Origin of the sequence: Pseudomonas sp. UBA5568 (genome assembly GCF_002425525.1) — a bacterium.
In the GTDB taxonomy this organism is placed as follows: domain Bacteria; phylum Pseudomonadota; class Gammaproteobacteria; order Pseudomonadales; family Pseudomonadaceae; genus Aquipseudomonas; species Aquipseudomonas fulva.
Window position 1 is genome coordinate 32,824 of sequence record NZ_DIMK01000023.1, and the last position, 22,090, is coordinate 54,913.

Annotated in this window: 24 protein-coding genes, 4 tRNA genes and 2 pseudogenes; 12 read left to right on the forward strand and 18 right to left on the reverse strand. The window is 61.0% G+C overall.

Annotated elements, in window-relative coordinates; translation table 11 throughout:
* The first annotated feature begins 57 nt into the window (after positions 1-57).
* The 3 genes and pseudogenes from vapB to B2S33_RS07435 all read left to right on the forward strand — a co-directional run bounded on the left by vapB (position 58) and on the right by B2S33_RS07435 (position 1,467).
* On the forward strand, positions 58-288 hold the full coding sequence (vapB, locus tag B2S33_RS07425; protein WP_028688069.1) for a type II toxin-antitoxin system VapB family antitoxin: 231 nt from the start codon (positions 58-60) through the stop codon (positions 286-288).
* A pseudogene (gene vapC, locus B2S33_RS07430) lies at positions 288-689 on the forward strand (type II toxin-antitoxin system tRNA(fMet)-specific endonuclease VapC). The gene vapB and the pseudogene vapC overlap by 1 nt, the downstream one beginning before the upstream one ends.
* A 256-nt stretch (positions 690-945) precedes the next feature.
* A complete protein-coding gene (locus B2S33_RS07435; RefSeq protein WP_145280927.1) occupies positions 946-1,467 on the forward strand; it encodes a cysteine hydrolase family protein in 522 nt (173 codons plus the stop codon).
* 77 nt (positions 1,468-1,544) lie between these two features.
* On the opposite strand, the gene B2S33_RS07440 is transcribed toward B2S33_RS07435, so the two are convergent.
* The 5 genes and pseudogenes from B2S33_RS07440 to B2S33_RS07460 all read right to left on the reverse strand — a co-directional run bounded on the left by B2S33_RS07440 (position 1,545) and on the right by B2S33_RS07460 (position 4,510).
* Positions 1,545-1,934, reverse strand: a complete 390-nt coding sequence (locus B2S33_RS07440) for a hypothetical protein (RefSeq protein WP_028688067.1) — start codon at positions 1,932-1,934, stop codon at positions 1,545-1,547.
* The gene (locus B2S33_RS07445; RefSeq protein WP_145280926.1) at positions 1,927-3,327 is read right to left on the reverse strand and encodes a PAAR domain-containing protein; all 1,401 of its coding nucleotides are present in this window, start codon (positions 3,325-3,327) and stop codon (positions 1,927-1,929) included. The genes B2S33_RS07440 and B2S33_RS07445 overlap by 8 nt, the downstream gene beginning before the upstream one ends.
* 287 nt (positions 3,328-3,614) lie before the next feature.
* Positions 3,615-3,788: pseudogene (locus B2S33_RS07450) on the reverse strand (integrase arm-type DNA-binding domain-containing protein); the annotation flags it as partial.
* 165 nt (positions 3,789-3,953) lie between these two features.
* Positions 3,954-4,029 (reverse strand) — tRNA-Thr (locus B2S33_RS07455).
* A 70-nt stretch (positions 4,030-4,099) separates the two neighbouring features.
* Complete coding sequence (locus B2S33_RS07460) at positions 4,100-4,510, reverse strand: pilin (protein WP_027915709.1); 411 nt, start codon at positions 4,508-4,510, stop codon at positions 4,100-4,102.
* A gap of 213 nt (positions 4,511-4,723) precedes the next feature.
* On the opposite strand from B2S33_RS07460, the gene B2S33_RS07465 reads away from it, so the two are divergent.
* From B2S33_RS07465 to yacG, 4 genes are read left to right on the forward strand one after another with little or no spacing between them, the layout of a single operon-like run.
* Positions 4,724-5,932 carry a type II secretion system F family protein gene (locus B2S33_RS07465; RefSeq protein ID WP_145280924.1) on the forward strand — a complete coding sequence of 403 codons (1,209 nt, stop codon included), beginning with the start codon at positions 4,724-4,726 and terminating at the stop codon, positions 5,930-5,932.
* Position 5,933: 1 nt separating this feature from the next.
* Entirely contained in the window at positions 5,934-6,803 is an 870-nt protein-coding gene (locus tag B2S33_RS07470; RefSeq protein WP_145280922.1) for a prepilin peptidase, read from the forward strand.
* Positions 6,800-7,423, forward strand: coding sequence for a dephospho-CoA kinase (gene coaE / locus B2S33_RS07475; protein ID WP_027915706.1), 624 nt, complete (start codon positions 6,800-6,802; stop codon positions 7,421-7,423). The genes B2S33_RS07470 and coaE overlap by 4 nt, the downstream gene beginning before the upstream one ends.
* On the forward strand, positions 7,420-7,620 hold the full coding sequence (gene yacG / locus B2S33_RS07480; protein ID WP_027915705.1) for a DNA gyrase inhibitor YacG: 201 nt from the start codon (positions 7,420-7,422) through the stop codon (positions 7,618-7,620). The genes coaE and yacG overlap by 4 nt, the downstream gene beginning before the upstream one ends.
* Before the next feature lie 50 nt (positions 7,621-7,670).
* Here the strand turns inward: yacG and B2S33_RS07485 are convergent, their stop codons facing one another.
* Positions 7,671-8,354: an energy-coupling factor ABC transporter permease gene (locus B2S33_RS07485; RefSeq protein ID WP_145280920.1), complete on the reverse strand. Its 684-nt coding sequence runs from the start codon at positions 8,352-8,354 to the stop codon at positions 7,671-7,673.
* Positions 8,355-8,500: 146 nt separating this feature from the next.
* Here B2S33_RS07485 and B2S33_RS07490 point away from each other — a divergent pair, with 146 nt between their 5' ends.
* The gene (locus B2S33_RS07490) at positions 8,501-9,130 is read left to right on the forward strand and encodes a DUF1780 domain-containing protein (RefSeq protein WP_197874495.1); all 630 of its coding nucleotides are present in this window, start codon (positions 8,501-8,503) and stop codon (positions 9,128-9,130) included.
* A gap of 349 nt (positions 9,131-9,479) precedes the next feature.
* A complete protein-coding gene (locus B2S33_RS07495) occupies positions 9,480-10,775 on the forward strand; it encodes an NAD(P)/FAD-dependent oxidoreductase (protein WP_027915703.1) in 1,296 nt (431 codons plus the stop codon).
* Between the two features lie 36 nt (positions 10,776-10,811).
* Here B2S33_RS07495 and B2S33_RS07500 read toward each other — a convergent pair whose 3' ends face one another.
* From B2S33_RS07500 to rluD, 7 genes are all read right to left on the reverse strand, one after another.
* Positions 10,812-11,957 (reverse strand): NAD(P)/FAD-dependent oxidoreductase, encoded by a 1,146-nt coding sequence (locus tag B2S33_RS07500; protein WP_081728219.1) that lies wholly within the window; start codon positions 11,955-11,957, stop codon positions 10,812-10,814.
* A gap of 24 nt (positions 11,958-11,981) precedes the next feature.
* Positions 11,982-12,057 (reverse strand) — tRNA-Lys (locus B2S33_RS07505).
* A 6-nt stretch (positions 12,058-12,063) separates the two neighbouring features.
* Positions 12,064-12,140 (reverse strand) — tRNA-Pro (locus B2S33_RS07510).
* Between the two features lie 4 nt (positions 12,141-12,144).
* Positions 12,145-12,220, reverse strand: a tRNA-Asn gene (locus B2S33_RS07515).
* A gap of 466 nt (positions 12,221-12,686) precedes the next feature.
* Complete coding sequence (clpB, locus tag B2S33_RS07520) at positions 12,687-15,251, reverse strand: ATP-dependent chaperone ClpB (RefSeq protein WP_288650115.1); 2,565 nt, start codon at positions 15,249-15,251, stop codon at positions 12,687-12,689.
* Between the two features lie 177 nt (positions 15,252-15,428).
* Positions 15,429-16,169: a peptidoglycan editing factor PgeF gene (pgeF, locus tag B2S33_RS07525; protein ID WP_027915701.1), complete on the reverse strand. Its 741-nt coding sequence runs from the start codon at positions 16,167-16,169 to the stop codon at positions 15,429-15,431.
* Positions 16,166-17,128, reverse strand: coding sequence for a 23S rRNA pseudouridine(1911/1915/1917) synthase RluD (rluD, locus tag B2S33_RS07530; protein WP_023533229.1), 963 nt, complete (start codon positions 17,126-17,128; stop codon positions 16,166-16,168). The genes pgeF and rluD overlap by 4 nt, the downstream gene beginning before the upstream one ends.
* Before the next feature lie 147 nt (positions 17,129-17,275).
* Between rluD and B2S33_RS07535 the strand changes: the two genes are divergently transcribed.
* Together B2S33_RS07535 and B2S33_RS07540 are read left to right on the forward strand one after the other, a co-directional pair.
* Positions 17,276-18,295 (forward strand): outer membrane protein assembly factor BamD, encoded by a 1,020-nt coding sequence (locus B2S33_RS07535; protein WP_027915700.1) that lies wholly within the window; start codon positions 17,276-17,278, stop codon positions 18,293-18,295.
* A 94-nt stretch (positions 18,296-18,389) separates the two neighbouring features.
* Positions 18,390-18,620 carry a PP0621 family protein gene (locus B2S33_RS07540; protein WP_023533255.1) on the forward strand — a complete coding sequence of 77 codons (231 nt, stop codon included), beginning with the start codon at positions 18,390-18,392 and terminating at the stop codon, positions 18,618-18,620.
* Positions 18,621-18,628: 8 nt separating this feature from the next.
* Here the strand turns inward: B2S33_RS07540 and thiO are convergent, their stop codons facing one another.
* From thiO to B2S33_RS07565, 5 genes are read right to left on the reverse strand one after another with little or no spacing between them, the layout of a single operon-like run.
* Positions 18,629-19,726 carry a glycine oxidase ThiO gene (thiO, locus tag B2S33_RS07545; RefSeq protein ID WP_254287241.1) on the reverse strand — a complete coding sequence of 366 codons (1,098 nt, stop codon included), beginning with the start codon at positions 19,724-19,726 and terminating at the stop codon, positions 18,629-18,631.
* 56 nt (positions 19,727-19,782) lie between these two features.
* On the reverse strand, positions 19,783-20,169 hold the full coding sequence (locus tag B2S33_RS07550) for a type IV pilin protein (RefSeq protein WP_027915698.1): 387 nt from the start codon (positions 20,167-20,169) through the stop codon (positions 19,783-19,785).
* A 1-nt stretch (position 20,170) separates the two neighbouring features.
* Positions 20,171-20,635: a hypothetical protein gene (locus tag B2S33_RS07555; RefSeq protein ID WP_027915697.1), complete on the reverse strand. Its 465-nt coding sequence runs from the start codon at positions 20,633-20,635 to the stop codon at positions 20,171-20,173.
* On the reverse strand, positions 20,632-21,270 hold the full coding sequence (locus B2S33_RS07560; RefSeq protein ID WP_254287242.1) for a PilW family protein: 639 nt from the start codon (positions 21,268-21,270) through the stop codon (positions 20,632-20,634). Before B2S33_RS07560 ends, B2S33_RS07555 begins: the two co-directional genes overlap by 4 nt.
* Positions 21,267-21,449, reverse strand: coding sequence for a type IV pilus modification PilV family protein (locus B2S33_RS07565; RefSeq protein WP_110606901.1), 183 nt, complete (start codon positions 21,447-21,449; stop codon positions 21,267-21,269). The genes B2S33_RS07560 and B2S33_RS07565 overlap by 4 nt, the downstream gene beginning before the upstream one ends.
* Positions 21,450-21,558: 109 nt before the next feature.
* Here B2S33_RS07565 and B2S33_RS07570 point away from each other — a divergent pair, with 109 nt between their 5' ends.
* Entirely contained in the window at positions 21,559-22,056 is a 498-nt protein-coding gene (locus tag B2S33_RS07570) for a GspH/FimT family pseudopilin (RefSeq protein ID WP_254287243.1), read from the forward strand.
* Positions 22,057-22,090: the final 34 nt, after the last annotated feature.

Below are 22,090 nucleotides of genomic sequence, written 5' to 3' on the forward strand. Positions count from 1 at the left end.
TCCCTTACTCACGTTATCATCCCATATGACTTCTTCCCCCATGTTCTGGAGGTAGGTATGGAACATGGTGCCGTTTTTTTGAGTAATCGTAGCCAAGCTATAAGACTGCCCAAAGCTGCAGCATTTTCGGAAGACGTCAAGCGCGTTGACGTCGTCGCGATTGGGCGCACACGCATCATCACACCTGCCGGGGAAGCGTGGGATAGCTGGTTCGACGACTTAGCCCCTACAGAAGATTTCATGACAGAGCGTGATCAGCCGGCTGATCAAGAGCGCGAGCGTTTTTGATGCTCAAATTCATGCTCGACACAACTATATGTATTTTCACTATCAAAAACCGTCCTATCTAAGTACGCGATGCCTTCAAGCGGCATCATGACTAGATGTGCATAAGCACCGTCACTTTGGAGTTGATTTATGGTGCTGAGAAATCCTCGAATCCCGAGCGTAATCTAGCAGCGGTTGAAGACCTGGCAGCGCGCTTGGAAGTTCTTACATATGATAGAAACGCTGCCGCCCACACTGAACAGCTCCGTGCTGAATTGGCACGTTTGGGCACGCCTATTGGCCCTTTCGATCAAATGATCGCTGGTCACGCTCGCTCACAAGGTCTGATTATTGTCACTAATAACCGTCGTGAGTATGAGCGAGTACCTGGACTGCGGAGCGAAGACTGGGTTATCCGATAATGATCGATGACCGTGGCAAGGATCTCATGGGGCAGTGATGCTGAATCCGACCACGCTTGTCAGCGCAGCGCCGTGTTGCTAGTGTCGGGCAATGATCATCTACCATTCGACCACCGCAACCACCACCACGACCGCCCATGGCGGAGCGTGCGAGGTGTCGTGAGCAGATAGCGAACAGACTTCAAAGGCCCGCCAGCGATGGACAGGGCCTTTTTTGTGCCCTTGCCTCAATGGCCTCATGCAAGGAAACGCACGAATGTACGCGCTATTGATTCTGGATGTTCAAGTTGGGTTGGTGCATGGCCAGGAAAAGCCCTGGCGTTGCGAAGCATTGTTGGCAACCGTCAACGAACTGATGGACAAGGCGCGCAATGCTGGCGCGCCGATCTTTCTCGCCCGTCATGTAGGCCCCGCTGGCTCGCCGATTGCGCCTGACAGTGTGTTGACGCAACTTGCGCCGGAACTGAGGCTTGCGGGTGGCGAGGTGGTGTTCGAGAAGCACCGGCCCAATGCGTTTACACGGACGGCGCTCGCTGAGGATTTGCGGGCACTCGGGGTGACTGGGGTGGTGATTGGCGGTATGAAGACTCAGTACTGTGTGGACAGTACCTGCAGGGCTGCTCGGGATCTCGGGTTCGAGGCGGTGCTGGTTGCGGATGGGCACAGTTGTACGGATACAGCGCAGATGCGGGCTGAGCAGATTGTTGCGCATCACAATGCGACGCTTGAGGGGGCGTTTTGTGAGGTGGTGTTAGGGCGAGATTGGGCTTTTAAGTGATTGGTACGGTGATGCCTGCTTAGGCGGAGGTTAAAAATCGCATTGCGCGAGAGCGACGACCGCCGTGGCATCAACGTTCATGCCTTGATGAATGCGTAGGTCACCCACATCCAAGCGAAGCCGAAGGCCGTCAGCCACGAGGATATTTGTAGAGCCAACTTAATTTTTGCAGGAAAGTTTTCGAATTCTTCAATGTCCAGATGCCCCCTGCGCATGTGTATGCCAGGCCAAATGAGTATTCCACAAAGAAATGTTATCAGCAGCCACCGAGCGCGAAAGCGCCGCGTGCCCAAAAACAGTTTCATCTGTTCCAGGCCGGGATTACTTTGGATAGCCGAGGTTGCAACAGTGAAATGTCTTGTACCCGCGATGAATGCACTGATTGCACAACCGGCCGACGAGATCACGAACGGACATGCCAGCATTATCCACTTCAGCCACACGGGCCAATTCTCGAACTCAGTCATAATGTGATTCGTAGATCAGCTCGCCCACTTGCTCACCGCCCTGCGCACCGGCGATGCTCCCAGCTAAAGACCCTCCCCCGACCAGCGCAATGCCACACACTGGAGCTCCGAGACCCGCGGTACCCGCAGAGAACACCCCACATACAGCGAGCGCAGTGATCCCAGCAATCTTGCCACCCGCGGTGCCTCCCACTAGCCCCCCAGTGAAAGCTCCTGCCTCAGACAAACGAATTTTTTTACAGGCCTTTGTTTCCCCTGCACGGCAGGCCTCCTGGACTTTCAGATAGGACGATGTCCCACCTAAGCCAATTCCGACATACCCACCATACCTGAGGTACTTACTAAGTTTTGCCACTTTGTCCAAGTATGTGGCGTATCCAGGAATATGCCCTGGCCCACCGGCTTTCGACCAATGATGCACAAGGCTCCTGGTGGAAATATTCAAGCTTTTCTTCAGCTTCTCGTAAGCCCCAAGATTCAGATGTTTATTAAGAAAAGTCGCCTTCAGCTGACCATTTAGCTGCTCCAATAACAGTCGTCGCTCGGCGAAAAACGATGGGCTATTCAGATGGCCATGGCGCAGAAATTCTTGCTGATGCAAACGCTCGATATTGCCAAGTGTGCTGCGAAGCTGCCGAAGGCCGTGATCCATCATGTCCTTACCCACACCCATGGCGAGACTAGCGTCACTAAGCAGTCCGGCAATTTCAGCCTGATACTCCATCATGAAATCTGACTCGGCAAAATCGAGTACAGCCAAGGAACGTCGCGCGTGCTCAGCGGCTGCCATGAGTTGGCCCTCCTCCTGGGTGCAGGCATAACCGTTATCCGGATCGCCGATGACGAAGATTTCCCCTGCCTTGAACCCCTGCTCGAAAGTCGGGTTCAGGCGTTGAAGGTACGAAATGGGCAAGGTCGAATCATGTCTAGCCAGCTCCAACAGAATCTGCGGGAACGACATGCTCCGGGGCACCACATAGAATCCCGGCTGCATTTGCCCAGGCAACCCGCCAACCATGGCGGGCGAGGCCCCTGCTAAAGCGCTAGAGCTGCCAAGGCCAGCGGGCTTGACGCTAGTGCGGACGGCAACCGGTAGCCGCGGCGAGGGCATCTCCCCTAAAGGCGCCACCACCCGGTTGCTACCCTCTGGGCAACCGCAATCGACTAACGCGCCATCCATCGCGACTGGCTGGCCATCCGAGATGAAGTGCCATACCCCTTCGACGACCTTTCCTTCCAGCCCGCACAGTGGACAAGGTGTGGTGGGATCCCCCAGCCTCAGGACCATTCGCCCCTTGTCGAGGTAATCTTCCCCGGTGGCGATGCAAATCGCACCCGTGGTGGTCATATCACCATCTACTGCTTGGCCAAGCCCATCCAGACTGACGCGCATTTAGAGTCCCTTGCGAATTGTAGGATCGAGAGAACCTAACAGCTAAGAAGGGGCAAATGAGGCCTCAAGCAGCTAACGAGACGATTCCTACGAGTAACGCGGATTTAGGACTAGGGCACGACTTGGCGGTTTGGGAGCTACGCACAACAAAAAAACCCGCATGAGGCGGGCTCCTATTGATACCAGCTAGCGAGACATCGCTATAGGTCAAGTGATACTGGGGCGGAAACAGAAGAACGGTTGTTGGACGTGAGCGCCCAGTTTTCGCGGGGCTGGCATCTTGCAGCGATCAGCGTGCCCTCCTTGCCGCTGGGTTTGAAATACCCCAGCCGCCAAGTCTTCAAGCCACTGGGCGCGACTTACAGGTAGATACGCCCGTCGTCGAACAGTTTGTATGCACGATCACGCGGTTTGGCCGTACGGCATTTTAGGTCGCTGAGCGGAATGGCTAGGCGTGGCATAGGGATACGTTCTCCATTCAGGAAAGACGCTGTACCCCAAAAATACCCCCGTTTATTGGGGGATTTTGTTGGTTTCCGACGGAGGGTCGTGGAAAAGAAAAACCGGCCAGAAGGCCGGTTTAGAGGGCTTCCGAAGCATTCAGCGGAATGCAGTGGAGCTGGATGTGGTGCCGGAGACAGGAATCGAACCTGCGACCTTCGCGTTACGAGTGCGCTGCTCTACCGACTGAGCTACACCGGCGTGTAGCGCAACGTACCACTGCTGCACCCGTTACGCAAACCCCTGTTTCCGCTCGTTTATTCCGCCACCCTCACGGCGCGGCGCAGCCTTTGGGTGCGAGGTCGGTTTCGATGTCGGTGGTGCAGGCCCAACCAGTCGCTGAGCGGGTCAGGGTCAGGGCCTTGCCCAACACGGTCGCGGGGGCGTCGACCAGGGTGCAGACGATACGGCCACTGGCATCTGTGGCCTTGCCGGTGGCGGTGATCGCGCAGTGGGCGGTGCTGGGCTGGCCGCCGAGGCTGGCGACGTCGGTGACGTCGCGGCCTTCGTTCAGGCGCAGGTCCATCGCGGTTTTCAGGGCGCTGATTTCCAGCAGGCCGGCGGCGGCCTTGGAGCGGGCTTGGTGGTTGGTGTACATCGGTAAGGCGATGGTCGCCAGAATGCCGATGATCGCGACGACGATCATCAGTTCGATCAGGGTGATGCCGCGTTGCCCTTTCATGAACAATTTCCTTTTCGATACGCAGACTCAGTGAGGTCAGGCTTGCCTCGACCGGCAGCGGCGCAGTAGGCCTGAACAGACACCTTTTGTCACCCCTGCCCGCTTGGGCTTTGCCCTCGCTGCACTACTCTAGTGACCATCGGAAAGGCGTGCCTTTCCAAGGACGGGGCAAGCTGTTTCCAGGCTTGTCGCAGGGACGAAAAGGACATGTGAATGACGTCATCTACGCATCTCTACACCTGGCAGGGGACGGACGCCAGCGGCGCCCACGTCAGCGGCAAGACCACGGGGCGCAGCCCGGCCTATGTACGGGCTGCGCTGATTCGCCAGGGCATCACGGTGGCGCGGGTACGGCCAGCGGGTGGGCTGGCACTGAGCTGGCCGCGTTGGCAGGCCAGGCCGGACACTGCGGGCTTCAGTCGGCAGCTGGCGACCTTGCTGCGAGCGGGGGTGCCTTTGTTGCAGGCGTTCGAGGTGATGAGCCGTAGCGGCTGCCCCGAAGGGCAGGCGGCGGTGCTGCTGGCGCTGAAAAAAGACTTGGGCGCAGGGTTGGGGCTGGCGGATGCCTTGCAGCGCCATCCTCACTGGTTCGATAGGTTGTACTGCAACCTGGTGCGGGTAGGTGAGCAGTCGGGGACGCTGGATCGGCAACTCGAGCAGTTGGCGTGCATGCTGGAGCAGCGGCGCACCCTTGAGAAGAAAGTCCGAAAGGCGATGGCCTATCCCATCCTGCTGTTACTGACCGGGTTGGGGGTTTCGACCATCCTGTTGCTGGAAGTGATTCCGCAGTTCGAGTCGATGTTCGCTGGCATGGGTACGGCATTGCCCGCCCTCACCCAGTGGGTGATAGACCTGTCTGCGGGGTTCGGGCAGGTGGCGCCCTGGATGGCGCTTGTGGGGGTGCTGCTGGGCGTCGGTGGGCGCCAGCGGTATCGCCAGCATGCACCGACACGCCTATGGTGCGCACAGCAACTGCTGAGAATGCCGGTGTTCGGGGCGCTATTGGGGCAGGCCGCGCTGGCACGGTTCGCCCGCAGCCTGGCGACCAGTTATGCGGCTGGGGTACCGTTGCTGGACGCGCTGGGCACAGTGGCCAGCGCGTGCGGTAGTGAGCTTCACGAGCAGGCGGTGATGCGGTTGCGGCAGGCAATGGAAAACGGTCGGGTGCTCAATCAGGCGATGGCCGAGGAACGCGTGTTTCCTCCCTTGCTGGTGCAAATGACGGCGATCGGCGAGGCCAGCGGGACCTTGGACCAGATGTTGGACAAGGCTGCGAGCCACTATGAGGACCAGGTCAGCCAGGCTTTGGACCAGCTGGCCAGTATGCTGGAGCCGGCCATCGTGCTGGTGCTGGGGGTACTGGTCGGTGGACTGGTGGTGGCGATGTATCTGCCGATTTTCCAACTGGGTAGCCTGATCTGATATGACGGTATGGACACTGCAGGGCATGGAACCTGCGCACTTCATCGCCTGGGCCGCGCTGCTCGGTCTGCTGGCAGGCAGCTTCATCAATGTCGTGGCGTATCGTTTGCCGATCATGCTCAAGCGGCAATGGCGACGCACTGCGCAAGAGGTGCTGAAGTTACCTTTGAGTACGTCTGCGCGGTTCGATCTATGGTTGCCCGGCTCGCATTGCCCTCTGTGCAAGCACGTCATCCGTGCGTGGCAGAACATCCCTGTGCTCAGTTACCTGGCACTCAATGGCCGTTGCCGGGGGTGCAAGGGCCAAATCAGCGTGCGCTATCCGTTGGTCGAGGTGGCCTGTACTGTGTTGTCGGTGGCGATTGCCTGGCGCTTCGGCCCGTCGGAGCAAGCGCTCTACGCGCTGCTGCTGACCTGGTGCCTGCTGACGCTGAGCCTGATCGATGCGGATCACCAGCTGTTGCCCGACGTACTGGTGCTGCCGGCAGTGTGGCTGGGGCTGATCGTCAATGCTGGCGATGGGTTCGCGCCACTTGGCGATGCGCTGTGGGGTGCCGTGCTGGGGTATCTGAGCCTGTGGGCCGTCTACTGGACATTCAAGCTGCTGACCGGCAAGGAAGGCCTTGGGTACGGTGACTTCAAGTTGATGGCGCTCATCGGTGCCTGGGGTGGCTGGCAGGCATTGCCGCTAACCCTTTTGCTGTCTTCGGTAGCAGGCGCATTCATAGGGCTGTGCCTGATCGCGTTGCGTCGGCATGCCATGGGGGCGGCAATGCCCTTTGGGCCTTATCTGGCCATTGCAGGGTGGATTGCCGTGCTCTGGGATGATGAAATATCCCCCTCCTACATGCAACTGCTTGGATCCCAATGACCACAGCGGCCACAACACCCTGGATTCTGGGCCTTACCGGCGGCATCGGCAGCGGCAAGAGCGCCGCAGCCGAGCGCTTTGTCGAGCTTGGCGTGCACCTGGTCGATGCTGACCAGGCGGCGCGCTGGGTGGTCGAGCCCGGACGCCCGGCTCTGGCGAGCATCGTCGAGCACTTCGGCCCCGCCGTGCTGCAGGCCGATGGGCAGCTTGACCGTGCCGCGCTGCGCCAGTTGATCTTCACCGACCCGGCGCAGCGCAAATGGCTGGAGCAATTGCTGCACCCGCTGATCGGCCAGGAGATTTTCAGTTACCTGGCCAAAGGGCAATCGCCCTATGCGGTGTATGTCTCGCCCCTGCTGATCGAATCGGGGCAGTATCGAAAAACTCAGCGCGTACTGGTCATCGACGTACCGCAAACACTGCAGGTAGCACGCACCCTTGCCCGTGACCACACCAGCGCCGAACAGGTGCAGGCCATTCTTCAGGCCCAGCTGCCGCGTGAAGAACGCCTGCACCATGCCGATGACGTGGTGGTCAATGACGGCGACCTGGGCCATTTGCATGCGCAGATCGACCGATTGCACAACTTTTACCTGACTTTACGAGGAGGCCAGCCATGAGCCAGCCATTGACCGTCGATTGCCCGACCTGCGGCGCACCTGTGGAATGGAACGATAAGAATACCTTCCGGCCGTTCTGCTCCGACCGTTGCAAACTGATCGACCTGGGCGCCTGGGCGTCCGAGGAGCACAAGATTCCCGGGGCCGAGGACTCGGAAGACGAATTGTATTCGGGGGATCTAGAGCCTCGTCACTGATTCTTTGGAGAAATACACCCCGTAGACGCTGTGCAGGGGGGGCATGGCTTTCAGTCACCCCCTTCTTTCCAGGGAGCCTGCAGGTATCGAGTGTGGTTGAACGTCTCCAGCCATTCAGGGCAAAAGACCACCAGTGCGCTGATCACGGTTCCGTTGATGAACGCTTCGGGAAACATCATCAGCCACAGGTAGCCCACAAAATCACTTAGCCACTCTGGCATGGCGAACAGGCCATCGAGCCAGAGCAGCCCCAGCGCGGCGGTGAGGCACACGACCACCGTCAGTGCCGCCGGGAAAAACCCTGAGCAAAAGATGTACACGAAAAGATTTCGCGGCTGCGCTCGTTCCACCGCGATGGCACAGGCTTCGGTGACCAGGACCGGCAGGCCGACCAGCAGCAGACCGTTGACCCCTAACCCAGCCAACTCCTGACGCCCGAGCAGTAGCAGGCCCAGTTGCGCCATGAAGCCACCCAGTACCGCCAGCGGCCAGTCCAGCAGCAGGGTGACGGCGGTCATGCCAATGAAGTGGTAGGACACGCCCGTGTCGAAATCGCGCCGAACCAACCACAGCGCGAACAACCCAACCACAGTGCCGAACAGCAAGTGCTGGCGCCGCCGGTCCGTGACCAGCTCGACCCAGCGGGCTTGACTGGCGGCCCACGCGAGCAGTGGCACGTAGCCTAGCCAGCCAACGGTCAGCGTTGTTGCCGACAGCACCTGCGCGCTGATCATGTAGGAATAACCTCAATGAATGCATGGATAAATGCGAGTCTACACGGATTGCCATCAGCGTGCTTTTGGCCCAAAGGGCAGGTAATTCATTGATTCAAGGCGCGATCAACTCCTGATCGTCATCAAATTACAGCTAAGCTTGCTTCATGGATGACTCCGATTACCTGCGCCTGCTTACCATCCAGGCCGAACAAGCCAACGCCTTCTTGTCCAATGCCCGCAAATGGGAGCGCGAGCGTTGGGTCTGCCAGCGCCTGCTCCAAGGCTTGAATATCGCCTATCGCAACGACGACTTCACGCCCGCCGGCCAGGAGCCGCCTGACGTACTGTTCCGCGATGCGGCCTTCGAGGTGTTCTTCGTGCTGGACGAGGGTCGCCGACTTAACGATGAATGGCGAGAAGAGCTGCAACGCAGGCGCAGCGCCTTTTCACTGGCGCAACTGGTGCGACGCGAAGCACGCCCTCGCCGCATCAGTGCGACCGAGTTGCTGGGCAGGCTGGCGCCCACCCTGCGCAAGAAAGCGCACAACTACCGTGAACGCGGGTTAGACCTGAACGAGCTGGACATCATTGCCTTCGCCAGTCTCAAACGCGAGGTGCTGGACCTCAACACCCACTTCCCGCCGCCCACCGAGTACTTGCGCCAGGGCTGGCGCTCACTGTCGCTGGTCGGGCCAACCTTTGCCCGGGTGTTGTTCGCCCACCCAGATGCGCCGGATTTCCTACGCAGTAACCTGGGGCGCAGCCTCGTCTTCGATGTGGGGATCAGTCTTTGATCCTATGCAGTGATCGCTTGCGATGACGTACACTCGGCGGCGCCGATAGAAAGGATTATCATTTGTCACAGCCGCGTGCGCGAGCGCTGTAGCGTTTGTCGATGCGCGAACGTCTATGCCTAGAGGCCGAGCATGACCCATCGCCTGAACCCTGCGTGTCAGCCAGTGTCGATGATGACCTGCAAGCCCTTGGGACGCTGTGTCGAGTACCTCGCTACCCCCGTCGTCTTGGGTCAGGCACCTGTTGAGTGGACCGGAGCTATGAGCTGCCTTGCGCTCGCCCTCCCCTCATGCCCCGTGCGACCGGCCCGTTGGGCCAAGAATTCCGTAAACCTTATGAGATATTCCCATGACTCATCGCATCGTGATTGTCGGCGGCGGCGCCGGCGGCCTGGAACTGGCGACCCGCCTGGGCAAGACCCTGGGCAAGCGCAAGCAGGCTGACATCACCCTGGTGGACACCAACCTCACCCATATCTGGAAACCGCTGCTGCACGAAGTGGCCGCCGGCTCGTTGAACTCCTCCGAAGACGAACTGAACTACGTAGCGCAAGCCAAGTGGAACCACTTCAACTTCCAACTGGGGCGCATGAGTGGCCTGGAGCGTGAGAGCAAGCGGATCCAGCTGGCTGCCACGCTGGATGAAGATGGTCGCGAGTTGCTGCCCGCGCGCACCCTTGCCTACGACACCCTGGTCATCGCCGTCGGTTCCAACACCAACGACTTTGGCACCTTGGGTGCGGCGCAGCATTGCCTGTTCCTGGACACGCGCAAACAGGCAGAGCGCTTTCATCAGCAACTGCTTAACCATTACCTGCGCGCCCATGCAGGCGATGTGGCCAGCGAAAAGATCAGCGTGGCCATCGTCGGTGCGGGTGCCACGGGCGTGGAGCTGGCTGCCGAGCTGCACCACGCGGCGCATGAGCTGGCGGCCTACGGCCTGGATCGCATCCAACCCAAGGACATGCACATCACCCTGATCGAGGCGGGCCCACGCGTGCTGCCGGCACTGCCGGAGCGCATCAGCGTGCCCGTGCATCAGACCCTTGAGAAGCTTGGGGTGAAAGTAATGACCAACGCGGCTGTCAGCGAAGTGACGGCTGAAGGTCTCAAGACCAAGGACGGCGAAGTGATCCAGGCCAGCCTGAAGGTCTGGGCAGCGGGCATCCGGGCGCCGGGCTTCTTGAAGGAGATCGATGGCCTGGAGACCAACCGCATCAACCAACTGGTCGTACGTCCTACCCTGCAAACCACCCGTGATGACGATATTTTCGCCTTCGGTGACTGCGCCGCCTGCCCGCAGCCAGACAGCGATCGCAACGTGCCGCCCCGGGCGCAGGCAGCTCACCAGCAGGCTTCAATGCTGGCACAGAGCATCAAGGCACGCCTGGAGAACAAGCCGCTGCCGACCTACCAGTACAAGGATTATGGCTCGCTGGTGTCGCTCTCGCGATTCTCGGCAGTGGGTAACCTGATGGGTAACTTGATGGGCAGTGTGAAGCTCGAAGGCTGGCTGGCAAGGATGTTCTACGTGTCGCTGTATCGCATGCACCAGATGGCGTTGTACGGATTCTTCCGCACGGCCCTGATGATGCTGGGCAGCAAGATTGGCCGCGGCACCGAACCAAGGCTGAAGTTGCACTGACCTGGCTGCTGACCGGGTGCGTTCGCAGGCGCCCGGCTAGCTTCGCGTTCGTACGATTTCCTCGGCTGCCAGACGGCCGAGGTGGGGCGCAAGCACGATCCCAGGGTGTGCCACCAAGGTATACAACCCCTCGACACCAGGAAGGTAACCCATCACAGGCTTGCCTTCCGGGGTCATCGGTCGGTGCCCGATACTGACCGCGCGCAGCGAAAGCGCCGTGGCGCCGATGAACATCTGCCGGATGGCCTTGGTCGTAAGCTCGACCAAGGCTGGCAACCCTGCCTCACCCTCGGCAGGCGCTTCTTCGGCGCAGGCCACGCCCCCTTCCAATGCCGGGCGTAACTCCAAACCATTACCGTAGACCAGGTGCCGCACTACACCGGCAGGCGCCGCGAAGCGCATCAGTACGGCAGGCCGGGTAAGCAAGGGCAAGGGCAGACCGACACCCGCTGCAAGGCCGATAGCGGCACCGGCATTGGCCAGCACCACGGTATCGGCGGCGTAGGTTTGCGCTGCGCACCTGGCGGCCGTCACGCGTCCGTTATGCGTGTCTATGCCATCGACCCGCCGGCCGTAGAGAATCTCTGCCCCGGCTTGCTCAGCGCCGCTCAACAGCATCTTCGCCAAGGCAACAGGCTCCACGGCAAAATCGTCCGGCGCCCACGCCGCCAGGGCCGGTGGCGTGATCATGCAAGGCTCAAGGGCGCTTATCTGCTGGGCATTCAGGGGTTGAAGGTTTACGCCGGCAGAACGTTGCTGATTGATGAGGGCGGACGTTTGTGCATCGTTTTCCAACCACACCATGGCGCCACGTGCGGCAATCGGCAAAGGCCCGAGGTCAAGCGCCAGCCGTTTGAAATCGGCAATAGCCTGCAACGTGGAGGAAAATGCCGCCGGGTTGTCCGATGCACTGGCGCTGGCGGTGCCTACCCAGCCATAGGACCAACGGGTAACGCCACTGGCGGCGCGGGACCCTTGCTCCAGAACAGTGACCCGGGCACCGAGCCTTGCAAGGTGCCACGCAATGGAAGCACCCATGATGCCTCCACCCACGACCACGACACTTGATGTGTTGGCTCCCATGCCAATAGGTCCCCAGACTGCCAAAGACACAGGGCAGAATAGCGGATTTGCGGGAAAATACAGGGCTTTGGAAAAACCGAGACAAAAGAAAAAGGGCATCTCATTCGAGATGCCCTTCTTACATGGTGGGTCGTGTAGGATTCGAACCTACGACCAATTGGTTAAAAGCCAACTGCTCTACCAACTGAGCTAACGACCCGGAAAATGGTCGGGGTGAGGGGATTCGAACTCCTGACATCCTGCTCCCAAAGCAGGCGCGCTACCGGACTGCGCTACACCCCGAGATTGGCTCCGCGACCTGGACTCGAACCAGGGACCCAATGATTAACAGTCATTTGCTCTACCGACTGAGCTATCGCGGAACTGAACTTCGGTACAACCTTACATCTTCGAAGCTTGTGTTAACTTCGGTCTCTTTGGCTATCCGCTTTCGCGTTATCGCTGCTGAGGCCGGCTATTCTACATTCTTCGTTTTGCTTGTCAACCACTTTTTTCATTCAACTTACTGATTTCTAAGTTGTTTTGCGGTCACCGTTGTTGCTGGTGATTCGCTTAGTGCCTGACAACGCGGCGTATATTAGGGCCACTCGATTGATCATGCAAGCATAAATTTCAAAAATTTCAGCGAGTTATCTTGGATGGGTACAAAGGCCCGGATTTACAGGGGTTAGCTGGTCTCCTTGAAGACAGCATAGAGGTTGTTGGGGCCGCGTTGCGTCCCATCACGGCCGGTCCGGCGCCCCGGCAAGGGCGCGCCTACATTGACCGCGCGGGGCCTGCCTGGCCCATTGGCCGCGAGACGGCCCCAACAACCCTATGCGACCAACATCACGCAAACACGATTTCGTCGCCTTCCACGGTGGCAGTGATGGCCGTACCTGGCACGAACTTGCCCGACAGGATCAACTGCGCCAGCGGGTTTTCGATCCAGCGCTGAATCGCACGTTTGAGCGGCCGCGCGCCATACACCGGGTCGTAACCGACTGCGATCAGCTTGTCCAGGGCCTGCGGGCTCAAGCTCAGCGAAAGCTCACGCTCCATCAGGCGGCTGCGCAGCCGTCCCAGCTGGATCTCGGTAATGCCGGCGATCTGCTCGCGGCCCAGCGGTTCGAACACCACCACTTCGTCGATCCGGTTGATGAACTCGGGACGGAAGTGCGCACCTACCGCATCCATTACAGCGGCACGTTGCGCCTCGCGGTCGCCCACCAACTCCTGAATCTGCGCCGAGCCCAGGTTGGACGTCATCACGATGACCGTATTGCGGAAGTCCACGGTGCGGCCATGGCTGTCGGTCAGGCGTCCGTCTTCCAGCACCTGCAACAGCACATTGAAGACGTCGGGGTGAGCCTTCTCCACCTCATCGAGCAGCACCACCGAATACGGCTTGCGGCGCACGGCCTCGGTCAGGTAACCGCCCTCCTCGTACCCCACATAGCCTGGCGGTGCACCGATCAGCCGCGCCACGGAGTGTTTCTCCATGAACTCGGACATGTCGATACGCACCATGGCTTCCTCGGTGTCGAACAGGAATTCGGCCAGCGCCTTGCACAGCTCCGTCTTGCCCACGCCGGTCGGGCCGAGGAACATGAACGAGCCGCTGGGCCGGTTGGGGTCGGACAGACCTGCCCGGGACCGGCGCACCGCATTGGCCACGGCAGTGACGGCCTCGCTCTGGCCAATGACGCGCTGGTGCAGCAGCGCTTCCATTTTCAGCAGCTTCTCGCGCTCGCCCTCCAGCATCTTGGACACTGGGATGCCCGTCCACTTGGAAACCACTTCGGCAATTTCTTCCTCGGTGACCTTGTTGCGCAGCAACTGGTTATCGGTCTTGCCGTGCTGGTCGACCATCTGCAGGCTGCGTTCCAGGTCCGGGATTACCCCGTACTGCAGCTCAGCCATGCGGCTCAGGTCGCCTTTGCGGCGGGCGGCCTCGAGCTCCTGGCGCGCTTGTTCGATCTTCTGCTGAATCTGGGCCGAACCCTGGACTTCAGCTTTTTCCGACGCCCAAATCTCTTCGAGGTCGGAATATTCGCGCTCCAGGCGCTCGATTTCCTCGGTCAGTTTCTCCAGGCGCTTCTTGGCAGCCTCATCCTCTTCTTTCTTGAGTGCCTGGGACTCTACCTTCAGCTGAATCAGACGGCGGTCAAGACGGTCGAGCACCTCCGGCTTGGAGTCGATTTCCATCCGAATACGGCTGGCTGCCTCGTCGATCAGGTCGATGGCCTTGTCGGGCAACTGACGATCGGTGATGTAGCGGTGGCTGAGCTTGGCCGCCGCGATGATAGCGCCGTCGGTGATGGCCACCTTGTGGTGGACTTCATAACGTTCTTTCAAGCCACGCAGAATAGCGATGGTGTCCTCTTCGCTAGGCTCCTCCACCAGTACCTTCTGGAAGCGACGTTCCAGGGCCGCATCCTTCTCGATGAACTGGCGGTATTCGTTCAAGGTGGTGGCGCCTACGCAGTGCAGTTCACCACGGGCCAGGGCAGGCTTGAGCATGTTGCCTGCGTCCATGGCACCCTCGCCTTTACCGGCGCCGACCATGGTGTGCAATTCGTCGATGAACAGGATCACCTGCCCTTCTTGCTTCGACAGTTCGTTGAGCAGGCCTTTGAGGCGCTCCTCGAATTCACCCCGGTACTTGGCGCCGGCAATAAGGGCCCCCATGTCCAGGGCGAGCAGGCGCTTGCCTTTCAAGCCATCTGGCACTTCGCCGTTGATGATGCGCTGGGCGAGGCCCTCGGCAATGGCGGTCTTGCCCACGCCGGGCTCACCGATCAGCACGGGGTTGTTCTTGGTACGGCGTTGCAGCACCTGGACGGTGCGGCGGATTTCGTCGTCACGGCCGATCACAGGGTCAAGCTTGCCTTCTTCGGCACGCTTGGTCAGTTCGACGGTGTACTTGTCCAGCGCCTGGCGTGATTCCTCGGCGTTGGCATCGTTTACGGCCGCGCCACCGCGCAGGTTATTGATGGCGTTTTCAAGGGCTTTCTTGCTCACGCCCTGGCTGAGCAGCAACTTGCCCAGCTTGCTGTTCTCATCCATGGCCGCCAGCACTACCAACTCGCTGGAAATGAACTGGTCACCCTTTTGCTGGGCCAGGCGGTCTGCCTGGTTGAGCAGGCGCGCCAGATCCTGCGACATGTTCACGTCGCCCGTTGGGTTCTGGATTTTAGGCAGTTGGTCGAGCTCCTTGACCATGGCCTGACGCAGGCTATTGATGTCGAAGCCGACCTGCATCAGCAGTGGCTTGATGGAGCCACCCTGCTGTTCGAGCAGGGCCTGCAGCAAGTGGACAGGCTCGATGGCAGGGTGGTCCATGCCAACGGCCAGGGATTGCGCATCGGATATTGCAAGCTGGAGCTTGCTGGTCAAACGGTCTATTCGCATGATGTACCTTCCTGTAAAGGGCAGGTCGGAGCGATGGACAGCGCCTGTTTATGAAGAAACCTGCCTGAGATGTCTTATAGATAAGGCTGATTCTGGAAGATTCAAGCGTAGCGCGGTTGACGGAGGTCAAGCTGCTGGATTTGCACAGGTGTAATGGCAGGTACAGCCTATTGCGCGCTAGCGCGGCGCCAGCCACACCAAAGAAGCGAAACGCCCGCCTTGCGGGGTACGCCGATAGGAGAAGAACCGCTCGTCGCTCACCGTGCACAAGCCGCCACCGTAAACAGCCGTGACCCCACGGGCTGCCAGGCGAATACGGGCCAGGGCGTAGATATCGGCCATCAGCTTGCCGGGTCGTTCGCCGTCGACGAATGCCCGTGCGGCCTCAGGGTGCACCGCAGTAAAAGCATCGCGCACCTCCAGGCCCACTTCGAATGCCTGCGGCCCAATGGCCGGGCCCAACCACACCAGCACCTGAGCCGGTGGTACGTTCAGACGATCCAGGGTGGCTTCGAGCACACCGCCGGCAAGCCCGCGCCAGCCTGCATGGGCGGCCGCCACTTGCGTACCTGCCTGGTCACAAAACAATACAGGCAGGCAATCGGCGGTCATCACCGTACAGGCGATGCCTGGCCGGTTGGTCCAGCTGGCATCGGCTTCGACCACGCGGGAAGGGTCTGCATCGGCGACGGCCAGACCGTGCACCTGCTTGAGCCAGGCGGGCTGGATGTCGAACTCGCCGCTTAGGCGCAGGCGGTTCTGGGCAACGGCCGCAGGGTCGTCCCCCACATGGTCACCCAGATTGAAAGTATCGAAAGGCGGCAGGCTGACGCCGCCCTGGCGGGTGGTGACGCAGGCGCGAACCGAGGCTGGCGCAGGCCAGTCCGGCGTCAGCAGCGACTGCGTCAAGCCACTCATCCGATGAAGCTCTCGCGATCCTGATTGAGCAGCGACAGCAGCCAGACGAAATCGTCGGGCAGTGGCGATTCCCACTCCATGCGCTCGCCCGTCGCCGGGTGCACCAGTGCCAGGAAGCGTGCGTGCAGGGCCTGCCGCGGGAAGGTCTTGACCGCCTCGACCATGGTCGGGCTGGCCGCAGGCGGGATGCGGAAACGCCCGCCGTAGGTCTGGTCACCAACCAGGGGGAAGCCGACGTGGGCCATGTGCACGCGAATCTGGTGGGTACGCCCGGTTTCGAGCTTGACCCGCACGTGGGTGTGCGAGCGGAAGCGCTTGAGCACACGGTAGTGGCTGACCGCTGGCTTGCCGCCGTCGGTGACGGCCATGCGCTGGCGCATGCCGCCGTGACGACCGATGGGGGCGTCGATCTTGCCACCGGCGGTGACCACGCCCACGACGATGCATTCGTAGATACGGCTGACCGACCGCTTCTGCAGCTGGTCGACCAAGTGGGTTTGCGCCTGCAAGGTCTTGGCCACGACCATCAGACCGGTGGTGTCCTTGTCCAGGCGGTGGACGATGCCGGCACGTGGCACGTTGATGATGTCGGGCACGTGGTGCAGCAAGGCGTTGAGCAAGGTACCGCTGGCATGGCCGGCAGCCGGGTGCACCACCAGGCCCGCAGGCTTGTTGATGACCAGGATCTGGTCGTCTTCATAGACGATGTCCAGCGCGATGTCCTCGGCCTCCCATTCGCCCTGGGCCTCCTGCTCGGCTTCCAGGGCCAGCACGGCACCGCCATGCACGGTGTCACGCGGGCGCAGGACAGCCCCGTCGACCGTCAGACGGCCATCTTTGATCCATGCCGTCAGCCGCGAGCGCGAATACTCGTCGAACAATTGGGCGGCGACCTGGTCGAGGCGTTGACCGCCCAGTTCGGACGGGACCTCTGCGCTAAGTTGAATGATCTCGGACATGCTCGATTCAGTGGGCGCACAGCCTTTGGTTTCAGCTGCGAGCTTGTGGTTAAATACGGCTTCTTTTGTCCCGGGGTTGGCCGGGGCGCTCATCATAACAGGACGGCCCCGCCCAAGACAGCGGCCGTCAAAGGGACGCAAGCCGCCATGCAAGTGAAACACCTGCTGCTGATCGCCATCCTCGGGCTCACCGCGGCCTGTTCCTCTAATAAGGAAGTCATCGACGAGAACCTCAGCGAGGCCGAGCTGTATCAACAGGCCCAGGCTGACCTGGACAATTCCAGCTACACCAGCGCCGTGAACAAGCTCAAGGCCCTGGAGTCGCGTTACCCGTTCGGCCGCTATGCCGACCAGGCGCAGCTGGAGCTGATCTACGCCAACTACAAGAACGCGGAGCCGGAGGCTGCCAAGTCTGCCGCCGAGCGCTTCATCCGCCTGCACCCGCAGCACCCGAACGTCGACTACGCGTACTACCTCAAGGGTCTGACCTCCTTCGACCAGGACCGTGGCCTGCTGGCGCGCTTCCTGCCGCTGGACATGACCAAGCGCGACCCGGGCGCGGCCCGCGACTCGTACAACGAGTTCGCGCAGCTCACCAGCCGCTTCCCCAACAGCCGTTACGCCCCAGACGCCAAGCAGCGCATGATCTACCTGCGCAACCTGCTGGCCTCCTATGAAATCCACGTGGCCGACTACTACCTCAGCCGTCAGGCATACGTGGCTGCCGCCAACCGTGGCCGCTACGTGGTCGAGAACTTCCAGGAAACGCCCTCGGTTGGCGACGGCCTGGCGGTGATGGTCGAGGCGTATCAGAAGATGCACCTGGACGACCTGGCTGCCACCAGCCTGGAAACCCTGAAGCTCAACTACCCGGACCACCCAAGCCTGGCCGATGGTGAGTTCCAGCCCAAGCAGACCGAGTCTGACGGTCGCGGCTGGCTGTCCAAAGCCACGCTGGGCCTGATCGAAACCGACACCCCGCTGCCACCGGGTCAGACCCGCGCCAACCAGGACGTGATCAAGCAGTTCCAGGATGCGCGTGATGAAATGCCCAAGGAGCTGCTGCCCAAGGATGAAAACGGCGACCCGATCGAGCCACCAGGGCCGAAGGAAGCCGACAGCAACCGCTCCTGGTTCAGCTACATGACCTTCGGTCTGTTCGACTGATTCAGCCGTTGCATGAAAGGGAGGTCTGGGACCTCCCTTTTTTTATGCCTGCGCCCTAGACTGTCATCCTCTTTCATTCGACAAGCTGAACACCATGGTTCGCCTACTTTTCTGGATCGTCCTGATCGCCGCCGCGTTCTGGCTGTGGCGCAAATTCAAACTCAGCCAGCAACCGCGCCAAGAGGCCAAGCTCGACGCGCCGCTGAAAATGGTTCGCTGCGCGCATTGTGGCGTGCACCTGCCCACCGACCAGGCATTGGCGCAGGGTAACACCTGGTATTGCAGCCAGGCACACTTGCAGCAGGGGCCTGGCCGACAGGGCTGATCGGGCGGTTAGCCAAGGCGCCCCTGCGGGGCGTAGGGTGCCGGATCGATGATAGGCTCGGCGCCATTGAGCAAATCGGCCAGCAGTTGGCACGAGGCTGGCGCCAGCACCAGCCCGTTTCGATAATGGCCGCAATTCAGCCATAGGCCCTCGAAACCGGGCACCGGCCCGATAAACGGAACGCCTTCAGGCGAACCTGGCCGTAGCCCGGCCCAATGGGCAACCACATGCGCGCCTTCCAGGCCGGGTAGCAGATCCACTGCCGATGCCTTGAGGCTTGCCAGCGCCTCATCGGTGGGTGTTTTGTCGTAGCCGGCATGCTCCAGCGTACTGCCCACCAGAATGTGACCATCCCGGCGCGGAATTGCATAACGACCTTTGGCAAGCACCATGCTTGGCAGAAAGTCTTCAGCGCATTTGAACAGGATCATCTGCCCTTTCACCGGCTCGACCGGAAGCTCAAGGCCCAAGTAGCGCAGCAGTTCGCCGCTCCAGGCACCGGCGCTGAGTACGACTTCGTCGGCCGCCAGCTCGCCTTCAGCGGTGCTCACCCCAATGATACGACCGCCCTGCTGCACGAACCCCGTGATCTGGCAGTGCTCCCGCACACTCACATTGGGCAATGCCAGCAACGCCGCCTTCAGCGATTTGACCAGGCGCGGGTTGCGCACATTGGCCACGCCCTCCATGTAGAGGGCTCGCTCAAAGCCTGGCCCGAGCACAGGGACTGCGTCGTACACCGCCGAAATGTCCACGGCGCTCAACGGCCGCTGCTGACGGTCCGCCCATGCCAAGGCCTGGGCTTGATCATCCAGGTCAAGCCAGTACAGCCCGGTGGTATGCACTTCAGGGTCCAGGCCCGTGCTGGCGAACAAGCGCTCACCCAGCTGTGGATAAAAGTCCTGCGACCAATGCGCCAGGGCGGTCACTGCCGGGCTGTAGCGCCAGGGATACAGGGGCGAGACGATACCGCCCCCGGCCCAGGAGGACTCGCGACCTACCTCGCCTTGGTCGCATATCACTACCTGGTCGACGCTCGCCGCCAGGTTGAATGCCGTCAGCAGGCCAATGACCCCGCCACCGACCACCACTACTTGCTTGCTCATCTGTCGATTCAACACCTGAAGTAAAAAACCGCGATGCACCGGGCACCTGTGACCGTTCAGCCTCCCCAGCAGCGCGCGCTGTCGATGGCGCCGTGGTTGCGCCCTACCCCAGCTTGATCAAGCTCGAAATCGCCACAGCGGTCTTCGGCCATCAGCCCTTTTGGCAAACGTCGGGCGCGCAGGGTGAAGGTCTGGTCTTCGCGCAGCGCTTGCAGGCTGTAGTAGCGGTTGCCCGAAGGCAGGCTCGGGTCGCCTTCGGCATACTGGCCAGTAACCAAGCGATGGCGTTCCAGGCGCAATGCAGCATCCTGCAACAGGGCGACCACTTCGTGGCGCGCTGCCTGCCGCAGGTGGTCGTTGTAACGGGGGTAGGCAATGGCTGCCAGAATGCCGGTGACGGCCAGCACAATCAACAGCTCGATCAGGCTGATGCCTTGCTGCATGTCAGTCTCCTCTGAATCTTTGTCGCCACGTCATGCGTACAAGCGCACTACCATCGCTGGCATACACCGCTTCCACCACCTGACGAGGATGACTTAGCTGGCTGACCGCGGTTACCCGGAACACTGTCACTGATCGCCCGGCCGGGACACCCACGGCGCGTTGCGTGGTGCCCAGGTTCTGCACCTGAAAAAAGCCTTCTGGCCCGGCTTCCCAGACCCCGGCCAGGCGATGCGGCTGCTCAGGCGGCGGGCACACTTCACATGGCGGTGGCCGTACCTGCATGATCGACTGCTTGCCAACGTCCAATGTGGCTTCGGCCTGCTCGAAGGCCAGCTGCCCTTCTTTGAACAGGCCCACCATTTGCGTCTCAACGGCGGCCGCACGTAGCGCCGAGGTGGTCAGCACACCCAGCAAGAGGCTCAGCACCAATGCCAACAGCAGCACCACCCCACGTTCGCGTGTCATGGCTCGCCCCCGTTGCGACGGGCCACACTGACAACGTACTGCTGCTCCAGCGCCAACACGGGATCGAACAGATTCAAGTGCAGGTCGATGCGCTGGCCATCGGCCGCAGCCACCACGTGCAGACGGCGCACATGCTCAAGCAGGGGCTGGGTGCTGCTGCCACGGGTGAAGTACAGGGTAGCGCCCCTGACGGCGTAACGATGTCGGGTGATGGGGATGGCCATCAGCGGCGCGGCGGCTTGGACATGCCCTCGATGTACCTTGGCGTACCCCACGCAGTCAGTGAGCAGGGTCCATTGAGGCTTCAGCGGATGGCCAGGAAGGTCGGCCATCACCACCTCAAGGTTTGAGCCCTCGACTTCCAGAGGTCGGCTAAATGCGGTAAAGGTGTCGCCGTCTGGCAGATCCGCGGGCTCCAATCGCAGGCAGCCGAACATGCCAGCCATGCGGATGTCCTGGGCCATGCGCAACAAGGCCAGCCGTGCATCTTCCTGCATGCGCAGCGCTGCCCCTTGCAGCTGCCACGCTCGGTGGGCAGAGGTGAACAACTGGCTGGCGCCGGCCAACAGCATCAACCCGAGTGCCAGCGCCAGTAGCAGCTCGAGCAATCCGACCCCTTTTTGCCAGGGCCTCATGGCAGCGCCTGCTCATGTGCACTGGCAGATGCCAGCACCGCCTGCACCTGCTGCCGAGCGTCTTGCGAGGCCTGCAAAGCCTGCATGTGCAGCGCTGCTGCGGCAAACATGCCCACCGCAATCACCACAATGGCCAACAGCGTTTCCAGGAGCGTCATGCCCCGTTGCGTTACCTGCATCCCTGCAGCTCCTGCGACTTTTCATGCATTGTCGATGTACGCCTGCCACTGGAAGGGTGACCCAGCGTGCGTGAAGCTAAAGCCAAGCACGTCCAAGGAGAAATGCACGGTGAAGCAACAGGGAGTAACACTGATACAAACGGTGTCGGCATTGGCGGTGCTCGCTGTCCTGACGCAGCTGGGGGCGCCTGCCTACGTCAAGCTCAGCGATGACGTGCACCGCGCTGCCGTCACGCGAGACTTGGCGCAAACGCTGCGGAGCGCGCGTGGGCGCGCCATGCTGCTGGGTGAGGCCGTGCGGGTGCAAGCGCTGGACGAAGCATGGGGCAATGGATGGCGAGTGACGCTGGAGCAGGATTCGCGGGTGCTGCATGAACACCGCCTGCGTCGGCCTCTGCAGATCGCCGCGAACCTAGGTACGACGATGACGTTCACGGCCATGGGCCTGCCAGTGAACCCCGCCGGCAACTGGCTGGCGGCGACTTTCGAAGTATGCGCGCGGTCGGCTGGCACCAGCCAGCATCAAGTGGTGATGGCGTCCAGCGGCAGAGTCAGGGTATCGAATGAAACTCGCGACACCCGAGGGTGCGAAGGTGCAGGGGCCTGAGCGTTCGCGGCTAACCGCTCAGGCCCGCGCAGGC